The organism is Aeromicrobium sp. REDSEA-S38_B2, from assembly GCF_001628525.1.
Classification (GTDB): domain Bacteria; phylum Actinomycetota; class Actinomycetes; order Propionibacteriales; family Nocardioidaceae; genus Aeromicrobium; species Aeromicrobium erythreum.
In genome coordinates this window covers 43,219-58,787 of sequence record NZ_LUNH01000012.1, presented here as the reverse complement: position 1 = coordinate 58,787, position 15,569 = coordinate 43,219, and the positions used below count along the sequence as shown (strand labels likewise).

The following is a 15,569-nucleotide window of genomic DNA, read 5'->3' as shown; positions in this document are numbered from 1 at the left end:
CCCACGAAGCCCTCCAATGGTTCCACCGCGTCATCGCCACCGACCCCCACCACACCACCGACGCACCCCAACGCATCACCCAACTCGAACACGAACTGGCGGCGCAGGAGGACGGAAAGTGAGTGGCCTGGACGGGTCGTCCACAGGCGTGCCGACGCAGCGCTGACGCAGTCCACAGGCCGTCAGGACGCCGTCGTCGTCGAGTCGACGAGCGGCCACGCTGGGGGGATGACGCAGCAGCCATCGCACCAGAACCTCGTCTCCCTGATCGGCCGGGTGTCCGGCACACCCGAGCAGCGGACCCTGCCGAGCGGCGACGAGATCGTCACGTTCCGCCTGGTGGTCCGCCGCGACCCGCCTCGGGCAGGAGCGCGCGCTCGGTCGCGGCAGACCGTCGACACGATCGAGTGCGTCGCGTGGACGGCGCGTCTGCGACGGACCGTCACGCGACTGGAGGACGGCGCGACCGTCGCGGTGACCGGGTGCCTGCGGCGCCGCTTCAGCCGTGCGGCCGGCGGCGGGCAGAGCTGGTATGCCGTCGAGCTGGCCTCGTGCAGTGCGGTGGCCGCCGCTCAGTAGTCTCGGAGCCATGCCTCTGCTGACCAGCGACGTGCCGCTCTGCGAGGCTCACGACCTCGTCATGCTCGACCTCGACGGCGTCGTCTACGTGGGGGCCGACGCCGTCCCGGGTGCGTCCGACGCGCTGGAGCTTTGCGTGAGCCACGGCGCACGCATCGCCTACCTGACCAACAACGCCGCGCGGCCGGCCGGTGAGGTGGCCCAGCACCTGCGCGACCTCGGGATGCCCGTGCACGACGACGGTGAGGTCGTGACCTCGGCGCAGGCCGTGGCCCGCATGATCGCCGCCGACCTGCCGTCGGGCTCGCGGGTGCTGGTCGTCGGTGGACCCGGGCTGCGCGAGCCGCTCGAGGCGGCCGGACTCGTCTGCGTCGACTCCGCGGAGGACGACCCTGCGGCCGTGGTGCAGGGGTTCCACCGAGACATCGGGTGGCGACACCTCGCGGAGGCGGCGTACGCGGTCGCCGCCGGTCTCCCATACTACGCCAGCAACCTGGACCTCAGCATCCCGACACCACGGGGCACGGCGCCCGGCAACGGCACCCTCGTGCGCGCCGTCGTGGCCGCCACCGGACGGGAGCCCCTCGTCGCCGGCAAGCCCGAACGTCCCCTCTTCGACGAGACGCTGCGCCGGACCGCTGCTCAGCGCCCCCTCATGGTCGGCGACCGCGTGGACACCGACATCGACGGCGCCACGCGGGCGGGCATCCCGGCGCTCGCCGTCCTCACCGGCGTGAGCGACCTCGCGGAGCTGGCGGCGCTCGCGCCTGAGCGCCGCCCGGGCTACGTCTCCCACGACCTGCGCGGCCTGGTCGACCACCACCTCGCCGTGGTCGTCGACGGGGACACCTCCCGGTGCGGCGACTCCACCGCAGAGCGCAGGGACGGCACGGTCGTGCTGACGGGCGGCGACCCCGCCGCCACCACCTCGGTGCGCGCCGTCCTCGGCCTGGCCTGGTCCGCCGTGGACGCCGGGCACGACGCGCCGGACGTGCGTCTGGGAGGATGACACGGTGACCGAGCACCACGACCCCGCGAGCCAGGCGTCCGCGCCGTCGCCCGCGGACGACGGCGTCGACCCGGTGGCAGCGCTCGTCGTGCAGGCGCAGGAGGCCTGTGCCGACCATCCCGAGCTGCTGGTCCTGGTCGAGCAGCTGGAGCGGCTCGAGGAGGTCGAGCTGGCCCGTCGCCCCGAGGTGCTCGACGCGGTGCACCGCACCCTGCGCGAGGTGCTCACGGGGGCGAGTCGGCCGGGCCGCTCCGCGTGAGCCGGCGGGTCCGGCTCGACGCGGAGCTCGTGCGCCGCGGGCTCGCGCGCTCCCGCGACCACGCCGGTCAGCTCATCGCGGACGGCAAGGTGCTGGTCGGCGGCCAGCGGGCGGCGAAGGCGGCCACGCAGGTAGGAACCGACCAGGCCGTCGTCGTCCGGGAGGACGACGACCCCGGATGGGCCTCCCGCGGCGCGCACAAGCTGCTCGGGGCTCTCGAGGTCTTCGAGCCGCAGGGACTGCAGCTGCAGGGTCGGCGCGTCCTCGACGCCGGTGCCTCCACCGGCGGGTTCACCGACGTGCTGCTGCGCCGCGACGTGCGCGAGGTCGTGGCGGTCGACGTCGGCTACGGCCAGCTCGTCTGGCGGCTGCGCGACGACCCGCGCGTCCAGGTGCACGACCGCACGAACGTGCGCAGCCTGACCCGCGAGGACGTCGGCGGCGCCGTCGACGCGGTCGTCTCCGATCTGTCGTTCATCTCCCTTACCGTGGTGATGCCCGCGTTGACCGCCGTCTGCCAGGAGGAGGGCGACATCGTGCTGATGATCAAGCCCCAGTTCGAGGTGGGCCGCGGCAACCTCGGCAAGAACGGGGTCGTGCGCGACCCCGACCTGCACGCCGACGCCGTGCTGCGCGTCTGCGAGAGCGGGCTCGAGCAGGGGTGGGGCACCCATGGGCTGGCGGCCAGCCCGCTGCCCGGACCTGCGGGGAACGTCGAGTACTTCTGCTGGCTGCGGCGCGACCCCGAGCCCTCGGTGCCCGACCGGTCGGCCGTCGCCGACGTCGTCGCCCGTGGACCGCTCGCGACGGCGGACGGGGACGACGCATGAGCGAGCGCCGCGTCCTGCTCATCGTGCACACCGCGCGCGCGGAGGCGACGTCGCTCGCGGCGCGCCTGGCCACCGATCTGCGCAGTGCCGACATCGGCGTCTGCGTGCTCGAGTCCGACCGCGACGACCTCGTGGCGGCCGGGATCGGCGAGGTCGGCGTGATCCCCGCCCAGGAGGGCGCGGCACACGGCTGCGAGCTCGCGGTGGTGCTCGGCGGCGACGGCACCATCCTGCGCGCCACCGAGATCTGCCGCGGCACCCAGACGCCGGTGCTCGGCGTGAACCTGGGGCACGTCGGGTTCCTGGCCGAGGCCGACGTCGACGACCTGCAGGCCGTCGTGCAGGGCGTCGTGGACCGCACCTACCGGGTCGAGGAGCGGCTGACGATCGAAGTGACGGTCAGCGTCGGGGACGAGGTCGTCGCGACGAACTGGGCGCTCAACGAGGCCACGGTCGAGAAGGCCTCGCGCGAGCGCATGCTCGAGCTGGTCGTCGAGATCGACGACCGACCGGTGTCGCGTTGGGGGTGCGACGGCGTCGTGTGCGCCACGCCCACCGGCTCGACCGCCTACAACTTCAGCGCCGGCGGGCCGATCGTGTGGCCGGAGGTCGAGGCCCTCCTGCTGGTCCCGATCAGCGCGCACGCCCTCTTCGCGCGGCCGCTGGTCGTCTCGCCGAACTCGACGCTCGCGATCGAGGTCATGGGGGAGATGACGGCGGGCGTGCTCTGGTGCGACGGGCGTCGCGCAGCCGACCTCCCGCAGGGTGCCCGGGTGGAGGTCCGACGCTCGGACACGCCGGCCAGGCTCGCGCGGCTGCACGAGGCGCCCTTCGCCGACCGCCTCGTCCGCAAGTTCGACCTGCCCGTCGCCGGCTGGCGCGGCGCGGCGGAGCAGCGTCGCCTCGGGCGACGGGTCGAGGACGTCTGATGTGGCAGCACCTGCGACTCAGCTCGCTGGGCGTCATCGAGTCCGCCGAGCTCGAGCTCGACGCGGGCTTCACCGTCATCACCGGTGAGACCGGTGCGGGCAAGACGATGGTCGTGACAGCACTCGGTCTGCTGCGTGGCGGGCGTGCCGACGCGGGCCTGGTGCGGCACGGCGAGCGTCAAGCACGGGTCGAGGCGAGCGTCGAGGTGCCGGGTGGGTCTCCGGTCGTGCGCGCGGTCGAGGACGCCGGCGGCACGGTCGACGACGACGTCGTCGTGCTGGGCCGGGTGCTGTCGGCGCAGGGCCGCTCGCGTGCTGTCGCGGGCGGCGCGACCGTGCCGGCCGCGGTGCTCTCCGACGTGACCGACGCCCTCGTGGCGGTGCACGGACAGTCCGACCAGCACCGGCTCCTGCGCGGGTCTGCCCAGCGCTCGGCGCTCGACGCCTTCGCGGGGGACGCGCTCGCCGCGCTCGCCGAGGAGTACGCCCCGCGGTACGCACGACTGCGCTCCGCGCGGGCGCGCCTGGAGGAGCTGCGCCAACACGGGCAGGAACGGGCCCGCCAGCTCGACCTCCTCCAGCACGGACTCGCGGAGATCGCCGACGTGGAGCCGCGGGAGGGCGAGGACGAGGAGCTCGTCACCGAGGAGGGACGGCTCGCCCACGCCGAGGCGCTGGTGCAGGCCGCGTTGACGGCGCACGAGGGTCTCGCCGGCGACCATGGCGCCGCCGCGCGCGACGTCGTCGCCTCCGGCTCGGCGGCCCTGCAGGACGTCGCCGGGCACGACCCCGAGCTCGACGACATGGCGCAGCGGCTGCGCGAGGTCGGCATCCTGCTCGACGAGGTCGCCGCCGACCTGAGCGCCTACGCGCACGGCGTCGAGGTCGACCCCGCCCGGCTGGCCGCGGTGCAGGAACGTCGTGCGGCCCTCGCGGCCCTCCAGCGCAAGTACGGCCCCTCCCTCGCCGACGTGCTGGCCTGGCAGGAGAAGGCCGCCGCCGAGGCTGGGGAGCTCGACCACGACGACCAGGCCATCGCCGACCTCGAGGCGGAGGTCGAGGCACTCGAGCCCCAGGTGCTGGACCTTGCGCACCGCATGAGCGAGGTGCGCCGGGAGGCCGGTGCCCGGCTCGCGGACCTGGTGGGGGAGGAGCTCACCCAGCTGGCCATGCCGTCGGCGCGGCTCGAGGTCGCCGTCAGCGTGCCCGAGGACGCCGTTCCCGCGGCCCACGGCATCGACGACGTCGAGCTGCTGTTCGCCGCGAACAACGGCTCCGCGCCACGCCCGCTGGCGAAGGGGGCGAGCGGCGGTGAGCTGTCGCGCCTCATGCTGGCGCTCGAGGTGGTCCTGGCCGACCAGGGCACCGTGCCGACGCTCGTGTTCGACGAGGTCGACGCGGGCATCGGCGGACGCGCTGCGGTCGAGGTGGGCCGCCGGCTCGCCCGGCTGGCCGAGGGCCCGCAGGTGCTGGCGGTGACGCACCTGCCCCAGGTGGCAGCCTTCGCGCACCACCACTTCCACGTCATGAAGGACGACGACGGCAACGTCACGAGCAGCAGCGTCGTGCGGCTCGACGGCCAGGCGCGCGTCGACGAGCTGGCGCGCATGCTCGCCGGCCAGGACGAGTCCGAGGCCGCGCAGGCGCACGCGCGCGAGCTGCTGGAGCTGGCCGGACGTCTCTGAGCCGGCCCGGCCGACGCGCCGGGACGCGCCGACCCGACCTGCCAGGAGGGCCGGGGTGCGCGTGCCACGATGGACGACGATGTCTCGACGCACCCGATCCACCGACGACACGACCGACGACATCGTCGGGGTCGTGCGCTTCGCCCGCGCCGGTGACGGTGCCGCCAAGTCGCTCCGCGCGGGCGACATCGCCGTCGTCGACCTGCCCGACCTCGACCGCGCCCAAGCCGACGCCCTGGTGCAGCGCAAGGTCCGGGCGGTGCTGAACGCGGCGGAGTCCTCGACCGGTCGCTACCCCAACTCCGGTCCGCAGGTGCTGGCCGACGCCGGCATCGCGCTCGTCGACCACGTCGGTGCGGGCATCTGGACCCGGCTGCGCAGCGGCGACACCGTGCGCATCGCCGACGGCAAGATCTTCAAGAACGAGGTGCTCGTCGCGCAGGGCCAGATGGTCGACGACGCGACCCGCTCCGAGCGGCTCGGCGCCGCGGAGCGAGAGCTCGCGACGAAGCTGGGCTCGCTCACGGCGAACGCGTCGGACCACCTCGAGCGCGAGCGCGCCCTGCTGCTGGAGGGCGCACGGGTCCCGCGCCTCGACGCCAAGCTGCGGGGTCGGCCCGTGGTCGTCGTCTCGCGCGCCTACCAGTGGGAGCACGACCTCAAGGCGATCCGTCGCTGGATCCGCGACTCCGGCGCGGTCGTCGTCGGTGTGGCCGCCGGCGCCGACGCCCTGCTCGAGACCCGCATCAAGCCCGACGTCGTGATCGGCCATCTCCAGGACCTCTCCGACCGTGCCCTGCGCAGCGGCGCCGACGTGGTCGTCGTGAGCCCGTCGGGACGCACCGACGGCGCGGAGCGCTTCGAGCGCGCGCACGTCGACGTGACCGTGTTCCAGGCGACGGGCTCGGCAGCCGACCTCGCGATCCTGCTGGCCGACGCGAACGACGCGCCGGTCGTCGTCGAGGTCGGGGCGCCGCGCGGTCTCGTCGAGTTCCTCGAACGAGGCACGGCCGACGTCGCGAGCTCCTTCGTCACGCGGCTGCGGACGTCGGCGACGCTCGTCGACGCGCACGCCGTGGCCCACTTCACCCGCCGCACGATGCCCGCGTGGCCCGTGCTGCTCATCCTGCTCGCGGGCGTCCTGGCCGTCGTCGCCGCCGTGGGCACGACCCCCACGGGCGCCGACTGGTACGCCGTGCTCGGCGAGCGCCTGGCCGACCTCCGCACCTGGCTCGAAGGACTGCTGTAGATGATCACCTTCCGGTACCACCTCGTCTCGATCGCCGCCGTCCTGCTGGCCCTGGCCGCGGGCGTCGCGCTCGGCGCCGGCGCGCTCGACGGCCGCTTCGCCCCCGACCGCGAGGAGGGCTCGTCGTCCGGTGGCGACTCCGCGCTCGTGTCGTTCGAGAACGGGTACGCGGCGCGCACGTCGACCGGCCTCATCGAAGGCACCCTCGACGACCGGTCCGTCGTGCTGCTGACCCTGCCGGGTGCCGACGCCGAGCAGGTCGCGGGCGTCCGTCGCAACCTGGAGAGGGCGGGTGCGACGATCACCGGCACGGTCGCGCTCACCAGCAAGCTCGTCGACCCCGCCAACCGTCAGTTCGCCGAGAGCGTCACCGAGGAGGCGGCACCCGACTCCACCGGCGAGGGCTACGCGCGCGTCGGTGCGGCGCTGGGACGTTCGCTGCTCGGCCGCGCCGGACGTGAGCTCGACCAGACCGCACGCACGACGGCGTCCGCCTTCGAGGAGGGCGGTCTGACCTCGGCCAGCGCCGCACCCGAGCGGTTCGCCGGCCAGGCCGTCGTCGTCGCGGGCCCGTCGCGACTCGGCGACTCCGCCGAGGTCGTCACCGGTCTGCTGCGCGCGCTCGCCGGCACCGGCGACGGCACGCTGCTGGCCGGTCCGTCGGCGTCCAGCCTCGACGGTGGCGCGGTCGACGTCGTGCGCCGCGAGGCCTCCCAGGTCTCGACCGTCGACGTGACCGACTCCGCCGCCGGGCGGGCCGTCACGGCCCTCGCCCTCGCCCGCGTGGCGGCCGGCGAGACGGGTGCGTGGGGCACCTCGCGCAGCGAGGACGGCTCCGTCCCGCGCTAGTCCGGCGCCTGGTCGCCGCGCCGCCCCGGCTGGTCATGGCCGCCGCGGCGAGGGGCTACACTGGAATCCCGTGGAGCAGTGACGACCACGGCACCTGCCGTCGGTCCCGCTGAGCCGCATCCAGGCCCACGACCACGGGAGTCACCTTGCAGGGCAGCGCCGTCACCAAGCACGTCTTCGTCACCGGAGGCGTCGCCTCCTCCCTCGGCAAGGGGCTCACCGCCTCCTCGCTCGGCCGGCTGCTGAAGTCCCGGGGACTGCGGGTCACGATGCAGAAGCTCGACCCGTACCTCAACGTCGACCCCGGCACCATGAACCCGTTCCAGCACGGCGAGGTCTTCGTCACCGACGACGGCGCCGAGACCGACCTCGACATCGGCCACTACGAGCGCTTCCTCGACGAGGACCTCGTGGGGCGCGCCAACGTGACCACCGGCCAGGTGTACTCCGACGTGATCGCGCGCGAGCGTCGCGGCGACTACCTGGGCGACACCGTCCAGGTGATCCCGCACATCACCAACGAGATCAAGGACCGGATGCTCTCGATGGGCGGGCCCGACGTCGACGTCGTCATCCACGAAATCGGCGGCACGGTCGGCGACATCGAGAGCCAGCCGTTCCTGGAGTCGGCGCGCCAGGTGCGCCACGAGATCGGCCGGGGGCACGTGTTCTTCCTGCACGTCTCGCTCGTGCCCTACATCGGCCCGTCCGGTGAGCTGAAGACGAAGCCCACGCAGCACTCGGTCGCCGCGCTGCGCTCGATCGGCATCCAGCCCGACGCGATCGTCTGCCGCTCCGACCGCGAGATCCCCGAGTCGGTCAAGCGCAAGATCTCGTTGATGTGCGACGTCGACACCGAGGCCGTCGTCACCGCCAGCGACGCCGCGTCGATCTACGACATCCCGAAGGTCGTGCACCGTGAGGGCCTCGACGCCTACGTCGTGCGCCGCCTCGACCTGCCGTTCCGCGACGTCGACTGGACCGAGTGGGACGCCCTGCTGCGGCGCGTGCACCAGCCGGCCGACGAGGTCACCATCGCGCTCGTCGGCAAGTACGTCGACCTGCCCGACGCCTACCTCTCCGTGGCCGAGGCCCTGCGCGCCGGCGGCTTCGCGAACGACACCAAGGTCCACCTGCGGTGGGTGCCCTCCGACGAGTGCGGCACCGAGTCGGGGGCAGCGCGCCACCTGGCCGACGTCGACGGCATCTGCGTGCCGGGCGGCTTCGGCATCCGGGGCATCGAGGGCAAGGTCGGCGCCCTGCAGCACGCCCGCACGCGGGGCATCCCGACGCTCGGCCTCTGCCTGGGCCTGCAGTGCATGGTCATCGAGCACGCCCGCCACGTCGCCGGCATCCCGGGCGCGAGCTCGACCGAGTTCGACCCCGACGCGAGCGACCCCGTGATCGCGACGATGGCCGAGCAGCACGCGTTCGTCGAGGGTGCGGGCGACCTGGGCGGCACCATGCGCCTCGGCCTCTACGAGGCCGCGCTGGCCCCGGGCAGCGTCGTCGCCGGCGTGTACGGATCCGACAAGGTCGAGGAGCGGCACCGTCACCGCTACGAGGTGAACAACGGCTACCGCGACCGCCTCGAGGCGGCAGGGCTCGTGTTCAGCGGCACCTCGCCCGACGGGACGCTCGTGGAGTTCGTCGAGCTGCCCGCCGACGTGCACCCGTTCTACGTGGCCACGCAGGCCCACCCGGAGCTGCGCTCGCGGCCGACGCGCCCGCACCCGCTGTTCGCCGGACTGGTCAAGGCTGCGCTCAAGCGTCAGCGCGAGACGCGTCTGCCGGTGGAGGTGCCGGTGCCCGGTGCCGACGTGGTCGAGGGCGCCGACGCGCCGACGTCGTGAGCCCGCACCCCACGCTGCCGGGCGTCCTGGTCGACGAGGTCGCCGACCGGGACGAGTCCTGGCCCGTCGCGTCCCACGAGCAGGTCTTCACCAGCGGCTACCTCGTCGTCGAGGTCGACGCGATCGTCGACCCGCGCGGCGACGAGCACCGACGCGTCGTGGTGCGCCCGCAGGGTGCCGTCGGCGTGCTCGCGCTGGACGAGGACGACCGGCTGCTCCTCGTCGTGCAGTACCGGCACCCGGTCGGAGCACGCCTGGTCGAGCTGCCCGCGGGCACGCTCGACGTCGCGGGGGAGGAGCCGCAGGAGGCCGCCGCGCGCGAGCTGGCCGAGGAGGCCGACGTCGTCGCGGCCGACTGGGCGCCGCTGCTGTCGATCGTCTCGAGCGGCGGCTACTCCAGCGAGGTGTGCCAGGTCTACCGCGCGACGGGTCTGCGCCCGGTCCCCGAGGACGAGCGCACCGAGCGCCACGCCGAGGAAGCCGACATGGAGCAGTGGTGGGTCCCCTTCGAGTCCGTCGTCGACGCCGTGCTCGACGGGCGGGTCCGCGACGCGACGATGTGCGCCGCGGTGCTCGCCGAGGCGGCCCGCCGCGCCCGCGGCTGAGCCGGCGACCATGAGCGACGCCGGCGACCTCGACCGCGCCGTCCAGGACTACCTGGGCCACCTCGGCGTGGAGCGGGGTCTCGCCGCGAACACGCTCGGCAGCTACCGGCGCGACCTGCGCCGCTACCGCGAGCACCTGCACGGTGCCGGCGTCCACGACGTGGCCGACGTGGCCGAGACCGACGTGCTGGCCTTCCTCGCCGCGCTGCGTACCGGCGACGAGGAGCACGCCCCCCTTGGTGCCTCGAGCGCCGCGCGGGCGGTCGTCGCGGTGCGGGGGTTCCACAAGTTCTGCCTGCGTGAGCAGCTCGTCGCGACCGACGTGACCGCGGCGGTGAAGCCTCCGCGTCCCGCGTCACGGCTGCCGAAGGCGCTGCCGCTCGACGACGTCGAGGCGATCCTCGAGGCGGCCGGTGCGGCGGGCACGAGCCTGGCCAAGCGCGATCGAGCGCTGCTGGAGGTGCTGTACGGCACGGGGGCGCGCATCTCCGAGGCCGTCGGTCTCGACGTCGACGACCTCGACCTGGACGAGGGCACCGCCCTGCTGCGCGGCAAGGGCGGCAAGCAGCGCATCGTGCCGGTGGGCTCGTACGCGGCGGCCGCGCTGGGCGACTACCTGACCGTCGCGCGACCCGGGCTCGTGTCGGCCACCGGACGCGGCGGTGCGGCGCTGTTCCTGAACGCGCGCGGGGGTCGGCTGAGCCGCCAGAGCGCGTGGACGGTGCTGTCGCGCGCCGCGCGCGCAGCCGGCGTCGACGCGGACGTCTCGCCGCACACCCTGCGGCACAGCTTCGCGACCCATCTCCTCGACGGCGGGGCCGACGTCCGCGTCGTGCAGGAGCTGCTCGGGCACGCCTCGGTCACGACGACGCAGATCTACACGCTGGTGACGGTCGACCGGCTGCGCGAGGTGTACGCGACGTCGCACCCTCGCGCCGTCGACTGAGCAGGAGCGCCGGGAGAGCGGCCCCGACCGGCGGGCCAGGCGCGCGGGGACGCCCGTCGAGCGCGGTACAGTGGCCCGACGATCGCCGGGCGGCGACCGGCCGCGGCGTAAGGAGACTGATGAGCGACGAACTCGGACCCACCGGACGCCCCGCGCCCGACTTCCCCGAGCCGTCACCGCGCCAGGGCGGCCGGCCCGCGCAGATCATCGCGATGTGCAACCAGAAGGGTGGCGTCGGCAAGACGACGACCACCATCAACCTGGGTGCGGCGCTGGTCGAGGCCGGACGTCGTGTGCTGCTGCTCGACTTCGACCCCCAGGGCTCGCTGACGGTCGGGCTGGGCTTCAACGCCCACGACCTTGAGCAGTCCATCTACCACGTGCTGATGGACCGCGAGCTGACGCTCAAGGACATCGTCCTCGAGACGTCGGTGCCGGGCCTCGACCTCGTGCCCGCCAACATCGACCTCTCCGCCGCCGAGATGCGCCTCGTGACCGAGGTCGGTCGCGAGCAGGTGCTCGCCCGCGCGCTGCACCCCGTGCTGCACGACTACGACGTCGTGCTCATCGACTGCCAGCCGTCGCTGGGCCTGCTCACCGTGAACGCCCTGACGGCGGCCGACGGCGTGATCATCCCGTTGGAGTGCGAGTACTTCGCGCTGCGCGGCGTGGCGCTGCTCAAGGAGACGATCGAGAAGGTCCGCGACCGCACCAACTTCGACCTGCGCATCATCGGCCTGCTCGGCACGATGTACGACGGTCGCACGCTGCACGGCCGCGAGGTGCTGCAGACGCTGGTGCAGGGATGGGGCGACCTCGTCTTCCACACCGTCATCCGACGCACCGTCAAGTTCTCCGACGCGACGGTCGCCGGCGTGCCGATCACCGAGTACGCCGCCAGCTCACCGGGTGCCGACGCCTACCGCCAGCTCGCCCGGGAGGTGCTGCACCGATGCCCCGACGCGTGAGCATGCCAGGGGCGGACGAGCTGTTCCGCCCCACGGCGCCCTCCGCCCGCTCGCGTCGTCCCGCACCCGACCCGAGCGTGGAGCCGACCCAGGCCGAGCAGGAGCGCACGGAGTCCGCTGCTCCCGCAGCACCGCGCGACAGCGGACGCATCAAGCACGACGAGAAGATGACGGTCTACGTGACGAGCGAGGAGCTGCTCGCGATCGAGCAGGCCCGGCTCCAGCTGCGCAGCAGCGTGCGGCGCAACGTCGACCGCGGCCGCCTCGTGCGGGCCGCGATCGCCCTGGCGCTGGAGGACCTCGAGACCCGCGGCGACGACAGCGACCTCGCCCGGCGGCTCGGCTCGGCATGAGCCTGTCGGCCGACACCGCGCAGGCCCCGGAGGCGGACGGCTTCCGCGTCGACGTCGGGGTCTTCGACGGGCCCTTCGACCTCCTGCTGTCGCTCATCTCCAAGCACCAGCTCGACATCACCGAGGTCGCGCTGTCGACCGTGACGACGGAGTTCATCGCCTACGTCCGCGAGCTCGGCGGCGACCTGGAGCAGACGACGCAGTTCCTCGTCGTCGCCGCCACGCTGCTCGACCTCAAGACGGCGCGGCTGCTGCCGCAGGCCGACGTCGAGGACGAGGAGGACCTCGCCCTGCTGGAGGCGCGCGACCTGCTGTTCGCCCGGCTCATGCAGTACCGCGCCTTCAAGCAAGTGGCGAGCTTGCTCGCCGACCGGCTGGCGACCGAGGGCAAGCGCTACCCCCGTCAGGTCGGGCTCGAGCCGCGGTTCGCCGCGCTGCTGCCCGAGGTGGTCTTCTCGATCGGGCCCGACGAGCTCGCGGCGCTCGCCGCGCGGGCCCTGCAGCCGAGGCCCGAGCCCGTGCTGTCGCTGGCCCACCTGCACGCCCCGACTGTGAGCGTGCGGGAGCAGGCGCACCTCGTCGTCGACCGGCTGCGCCGCGAGCGCACCACCACCTTCCGCGCGCTGACCGCCGACGCGGACCTCATGACGACCGTGGCGCGCTTCCTCGCCCTGCTCGAGCTGTTCCGGGAGGGCGTCGTCGGCTTCGACCAGGCCAGCCCGCTCGGCGACCTGCACCTGCGCTGGACCGGCGGTGACGACGACGTCGACATCGACGTCGGCGACGAGTTCGACGGTCACACCGCCGACGACGGGATCACCCCCGCCCTGACCATCCCGGAGGACGACGATGCCTGACGCCACGCCCGACGCGAGCACCGCCGAGGCGCCCGTCGACGAGCCGGTGCAGCCCGCGGAGCAGGGGGGGCAGCCCACGGACGGGTCGCTGCGCGGCCCGCACGAGCTGGAGCTCGAGCTGCTCGCGCTGCGTCCGGCGCTGGAGGCGGTGCTGATGGTCGCCGACCAGCCCCTCGACCACCTGACCCTCGCGCAGGCGGTGGGACACCCGCCCGTGGAGGTGCAGGCCGCGCTCTCCGAGCTGGCAGCCGAGTACGACGAGCAGGGACGCGGCTTCGAGCTGCGCCACGTCGGCGGCGGCTGGCGCTACTTCACGCGCGAGGCCTTCGCGCCGGCCGTCGAGCGGTTCGTGCTCGACGGCCAGCAGGCCCGGCTCACCCAGGCGGCGCTCGAGACGCTCGCCGTCGTCGCGTACCGCCAGCCCGTGAGCCGCTCGCGGATCTCGGCGATCCGCGGTGTCAACGTCGACGGCGTGGTGCGCACGCTGGTCACGCGCGGGCTCCTGGAGGAGGCCGGCACCGACCCCGAGAGCGGGGCGCACCTGTACCGGACCAGCAGCTACTTCCTCGAGCGGATGGGGCTCGCGTCGCTCGCGGAGCTCCCCGACATCGCGCCGATGCTGCCGGACATCGAGGACATGGAGGACGACCTCGTGCCCCCGAGCGGCTCCGACGATGCGACAGCGGAGGTCGCCGACGGGCTCGACACCGACGACGCAGACTCGTCCACCCCAGGCTCGTCCACGCCAGACTCGTCCAGCCCGGACGCGACCGAGGGGGAGGGGACCTCGTGAGCGAGGCCGAGGGCATCCGCCTGCAGAAGGTGCTTGCGCAGGCCGGGGTCGGCAGCCGCCGCCGCTGCGAGGAGCTCATGGCGACCGGCCGGGTCGAGGTCAACGGCGAGGTCGTCACCCAGATGGGCATCCGGGTCGACCCGCACACCGACCTCGTGCGGGTCGACGGTCGGCGCATCCCGCCGCCGTCGGACCACGCCTACCTCGTGCTCAACAAGCCGCGCGGCGTCGTCTCGTCGATGGCCGACGAGCAGGGCCGCCGCGACCTGACGGAGTTCGTGGCCGGACGCGACGAACGCCTGTTCCACGTGGGTCGCCTCGACACCGACACCTCGGGCCTGCTGCTGCTCACCAACGACGGCGACCTCGCCCACCGGTTGGCGCACCCGTCGTACGAGTTCACCAAGACCTACGTCGCCCTCGTCGACGGCGCGGTCGGCGACGCGGTGGGGCGGCGGCTGCGCGACGGCATCGAGCTCGAGGACGGCCCGGCCGCCGTCGACCGCTTCGTCGTGAAGGACCGTTCCCGTGGTCGCTCGCTGGTCGAGCTCGACCTGCACATGGGGCGCAACCGGATCGTGCGACGCATGCTCGCCGCCGTCGGCCACCCGGTCGTGGAGCTGACGCGCACGACGTTCGGACCGATCCACCTCGGGGGTCTCGGGGTGGGACGCTCGCGCGAGCTGACCCGCGAGGAGCTGGGGGACCTGTTCGATAGCGTGTCCCCATGACGTCGCTGCCCCCGACCCTCGTCGTCGGGTGCGGCCTCATCGGCACTTCCGTGGCGCTCGCGCTGCGCGAGCACGGCATCGACGTCCACCTGCGCGACCGCGACCCCGAGCACGTCGCCGCCGCGGTCGAGCGGGGCGCGGGCAGCGCCGAGCCGGTGCACGACCCGGCGCTCGTCGTCGTCGCGGTGCCCCCACGGGCCACCGCCGCCGCGGTGCGGGAGGCGCTCGAGACCTACCCCGCCGCCGTCGTCACCGACGTGGCGAGCGTCAAGGGCAGCGTCGCGCGCGAGGTCGCCGGGGGAGCCGGCCTCGACCGCTACGTGGGCAGCCACCCGATGGCCGGGAGCGAGCGCTCCGGACCGCTGGCGGCCTCGGCGCGGCTGTTCGAGGGACGACCCTGGGTCATCACGCCCGCAGCCGGCGCCACCGACGCTGCCGTGCGGCTGGTCGAGGAGGTCGCCGTGATGCTGGGCGCCGTGCCGACCGTCATGGACGCCGACACGCACGACCGTGCCGTCGCGCTCGTGTCGCACGTGCCGCAGGTGCTGTCGACGCTGACCGCCGCGCGTCTCGTGGACGCGCCGCCCGCGCACCTCGCCCTGGCGGGCCAGGGGCTGCGCGACGTCACCCGCGTCGCCGGCAGCGACCCCGCGCTCTGGCGCGACATCATCACCACGAACGCCGAGGAGATCGGCGCCGTGCTCACGGCCGTCCGCGACGACCTCGACACCCTGATCGACGCGCTCCGCGACCGCGACGTGGTCGGCGGCGTGCTCGAGGCCGGTCGCGTCGGCACCCGGGCCATCCCCGGCAAGCACGGCGGCGAGCCCGTCGAGCTGGTCGTCGTCAACGTGCAGGTGCCCGACACCCCCGGGGCGCTGTCGCGCCTGTTCGCCCACGTGGGCGAGTCGGGCGTCAACATCGAGGACCTGCGCATCGACCACGAGCTCGGTCGCCCGGTGGGACTCGTCGAGATCGCGGTCGCCGCCGACCGTGCCGACGAGCTCGTCGCCCGGCTCACCGAACGCGCGTGGTCCGCCTACCGTTGATTCGTCAATCCACCCCTCTCCGAGG

At 73.9% G+C, this 15,569-nt stretch carries 17 protein-coding genes; all 17 read left to right on the top strand.

Annotated elements, in window-relative coordinates; translation table 11 throughout:
* Nucleotides 1–228: 228 nt before the first annotated feature.
* The 17 genes from A6Q81_RS02235 (at nucleotide 229) to A6Q81_RS02155 (ending at nucleotide 15,544) form a co-directional block, all read left to right on the top strand.
* On the top strand, nucleotides 229–579 hold the full coding sequence (locus A6Q81_RS02235; RefSeq protein WP_067859153.1) for a single-stranded DNA-binding protein: 351 nt from the start codon (nucleotides 229–231) through the stop codon (nucleotides 577–579).
* Nucleotides 580–589: 10 nt separating this feature from the next.
* Nucleotides 590–1,588 carry an HAD-IIA family hydrolase gene (locus A6Q81_RS02230; RefSeq protein WP_286689377.1) on the top strand — a complete coding sequence of 333 codons (999 nt, stop codon included), beginning with the start codon at nucleotides 590–592 and terminating at the stop codon, nucleotides 1,586–1,588.
* A gap of 4 nt (nucleotides 1,589–1,592) precedes the next feature.
* On the top strand, nucleotides 1,593–1,847 hold the full coding sequence (locus A6Q81_RS02225; protein ID WP_067859147.1) for a hypothetical protein: 255 nt from the start codon (nucleotides 1,593–1,595) through the stop codon (nucleotides 1,845–1,847).
* Nucleotides 1,844–2,677, top strand: a complete 834-nt coding sequence (locus tag A6Q81_RS02220) for a TlyA family RNA methyltransferase (RefSeq protein WP_067859144.1) — start codon at nucleotides 1,844–1,846, stop codon at nucleotides 2,675–2,677. The genes A6Q81_RS02225 and A6Q81_RS02220 overlap by 4 nt, the downstream gene beginning before the upstream one ends.
* Nucleotides 2,674–3,606 carry an NAD kinase gene (locus A6Q81_RS02215; protein ID WP_286689376.1) on the top strand — a complete coding sequence of 311 codons (933 nt, stop codon included), beginning with the start codon at nucleotides 2,674–2,676 and terminating at the stop codon, nucleotides 3,604–3,606. The genes A6Q81_RS02220 and A6Q81_RS02215 overlap by 4 nt, the downstream gene beginning before the upstream one ends.
* A complete protein-coding gene (gene recN / locus A6Q81_RS02210; protein WP_286689375.1) occupies nucleotides 3,606–5,291 on the top strand; it encodes a DNA repair protein RecN in 1,686 nt (561 codons plus the stop codon). Before A6Q81_RS02215 ends, recN begins: the two co-directional genes overlap by 1 nt.
* A 79-nt stretch (nucleotides 5,292–5,370) precedes the next feature.
* A complete protein-coding gene (gene steA / locus A6Q81_RS02205) occupies nucleotides 5,371–6,540 on the top strand; it encodes a putative cytokinetic ring protein SteA (RefSeq protein WP_067859135.1) in 1,170 nt (389 codons plus the stop codon).
* Entirely contained in the window at nucleotides 6,541–7,389 is an 849-nt protein-coding gene (locus tag A6Q81_RS02200) for a copper transporter (protein ID WP_286689374.1), read from the top strand.
* A gap of 146 nt (nucleotides 7,390–7,535) precedes the next feature.
* Entirely contained in the window at nucleotides 7,536–9,242 is a 1,707-nt protein-coding gene (pyrG, locus tag A6Q81_RS02195; RefSeq protein WP_286689373.1) for a CTP synthase, read from the top strand.
* The gene (locus tag A6Q81_RS02190) at nucleotides 9,239–9,847 is read left to right on the top strand and encodes an NUDIX domain-containing protein (protein WP_286689372.1); all 609 of its coding nucleotides are present in this window, start codon (nucleotides 9,239–9,241) and stop codon (nucleotides 9,845–9,847) included. The genes pyrG and A6Q81_RS02190 overlap by 4 nt, the downstream gene beginning before the upstream one ends.
* 10 nt (nucleotides 9,848–9,857) lie before the next feature.
* The gene (gene xerD / locus A6Q81_RS02185) at nucleotides 9,858–10,793 is read left to right on the top strand and encodes a site-specific tyrosine recombinase XerD (RefSeq protein ID WP_286689371.1); all 936 of its coding nucleotides are present in this window, start codon (nucleotides 9,858–9,860) and stop codon (nucleotides 10,791–10,793) included.
* A gap of 119 nt (nucleotides 10,794–10,912) precedes the next feature.
* Complete coding sequence (locus A6Q81_RS02180) at nucleotides 10,913–11,761, top strand: ParA family protein (RefSeq protein WP_067859124.1); 849 nt, start codon at nucleotides 10,913–10,915, stop codon at nucleotides 11,759–11,761.
* A 2-nt stretch (nucleotides 11,762–11,763) separates the two neighbouring features.
* A complete protein-coding gene (locus A6Q81_RS02175; protein WP_286689370.1) occupies nucleotides 11,764–12,114 on the top strand; it encodes a hypothetical protein in 351 nt (116 codons plus the stop codon).
* Entirely contained in the window at nucleotides 12,111–12,971 is an 861-nt protein-coding gene (locus A6Q81_RS02170) for a segregation and condensation protein A (protein WP_067859118.1), read from the top strand. The genes A6Q81_RS02175 and A6Q81_RS02170 overlap by 4 nt, the downstream gene beginning before the upstream one ends.
* A complete protein-coding gene (gene scpB, locus A6Q81_RS02165) occupies nucleotides 12,964–13,764 on the top strand; it encodes an SMC-Scp complex subunit ScpB (protein ID WP_286689369.1) in 801 nt (266 codons plus the stop codon). Before A6Q81_RS02170 ends, scpB begins: the two co-directional genes overlap by 8 nt.
* Nucleotides 13,761–14,495 carry a pseudouridine synthase gene (locus A6Q81_RS02160; RefSeq protein ID WP_286689368.1) on the top strand — a complete coding sequence of 245 codons (735 nt, stop codon included), beginning with the start codon at nucleotides 13,761–13,763 and terminating at the stop codon, nucleotides 14,493–14,495. Before scpB ends, A6Q81_RS02160 begins: the two co-directional genes overlap by 4 nt.
* Nucleotides 14,492–15,544, top strand: a complete 1,053-nt coding sequence (locus A6Q81_RS02155; protein WP_286689367.1) for a prephenate dehydrogenase — start codon at nucleotides 14,492–14,494, stop codon at nucleotides 15,542–15,544. Before A6Q81_RS02160 ends, A6Q81_RS02155 begins: the two co-directional genes overlap by 4 nt.
* The last annotated feature ends 25 nt before the right edge of the window (nucleotides 15,545–15,569 follow it).

Coding starts and splice junctions, on each gene's coding strand:
- xerD (WP_286689371.1), top strand. CDS start 9,858: ATGAGCGACGCCGGCGACCTCGACCGCGCCGTCCAGGACTACCTGGGC.
- scpB (WP_286689369.1), top strand. CDS start 12,964: ATGCCTGACGCCACGCCCGACGCGAGCACCGCCGAGGCGCCCGTCGAC.
- A6Q81_RS02175 (WP_286689370.1), top strand. CDS start 11,764: ATGCCAGGGGCGGACGAGCTGTTCCGCCCCACGGCGCCCTCCGCCCGC.
- A6Q81_RS02215 (WP_286689376.1), top strand. CDS start 2,674: ATGAGCGAGCGCCGCGTCCTGCTCATCGTGCACACCGCGCGCGCGGAG.
- A6Q81_RS02155 (WP_286689367.1), top strand. CDS start 14,492: ATGACGTCGCTGCCCCCGACCCTCGTCGTCGGGTGCGGCCTCATCGGC.
- steA (WP_067859135.1), top strand. CDS start 5,371: ATGTCTCGACGCACCCGATCCACCGACGACACGACCGACGACATCGTC.
- A6Q81_RS02170 (WP_067859118.1), top strand. CDS start 12,111: ATGAGCCTGTCGGCCGACACCGCGCAGGCCCCGGAGGCGGACGGCTTC.
- A6Q81_RS02180 (WP_067859124.1), top strand. CDS start 10,913: ATGAGCGACGAACTCGGACCCACCGGACGCCCCGCGCCCGACTTCCCC.
- A6Q81_RS02200 (WP_286689374.1), top strand. CDS start 6,541: ATGATCACCTTCCGGTACCACCTCGTCTCGATCGCCGCCGTCCTGCTG.
- recN (WP_286689375.1), top strand. CDS start 3,606: ATGTGGCAGCACCTGCGACTCAGCTCGCTGGGCGTCATCGAGTCCGCC.
- A6Q81_RS02235 (WP_067859153.1), top strand. CDS start 229: ATGACGCAGCAGCCATCGCACCAGAACCTCGTCTCCCTGATCGGCCGG.
- A6Q81_RS02230 (WP_286689377.1), top strand. CDS start 590: ATGCCTCTGCTGACCAGCGACGTGCCGCTCTGCGAGGCTCACGACCTC.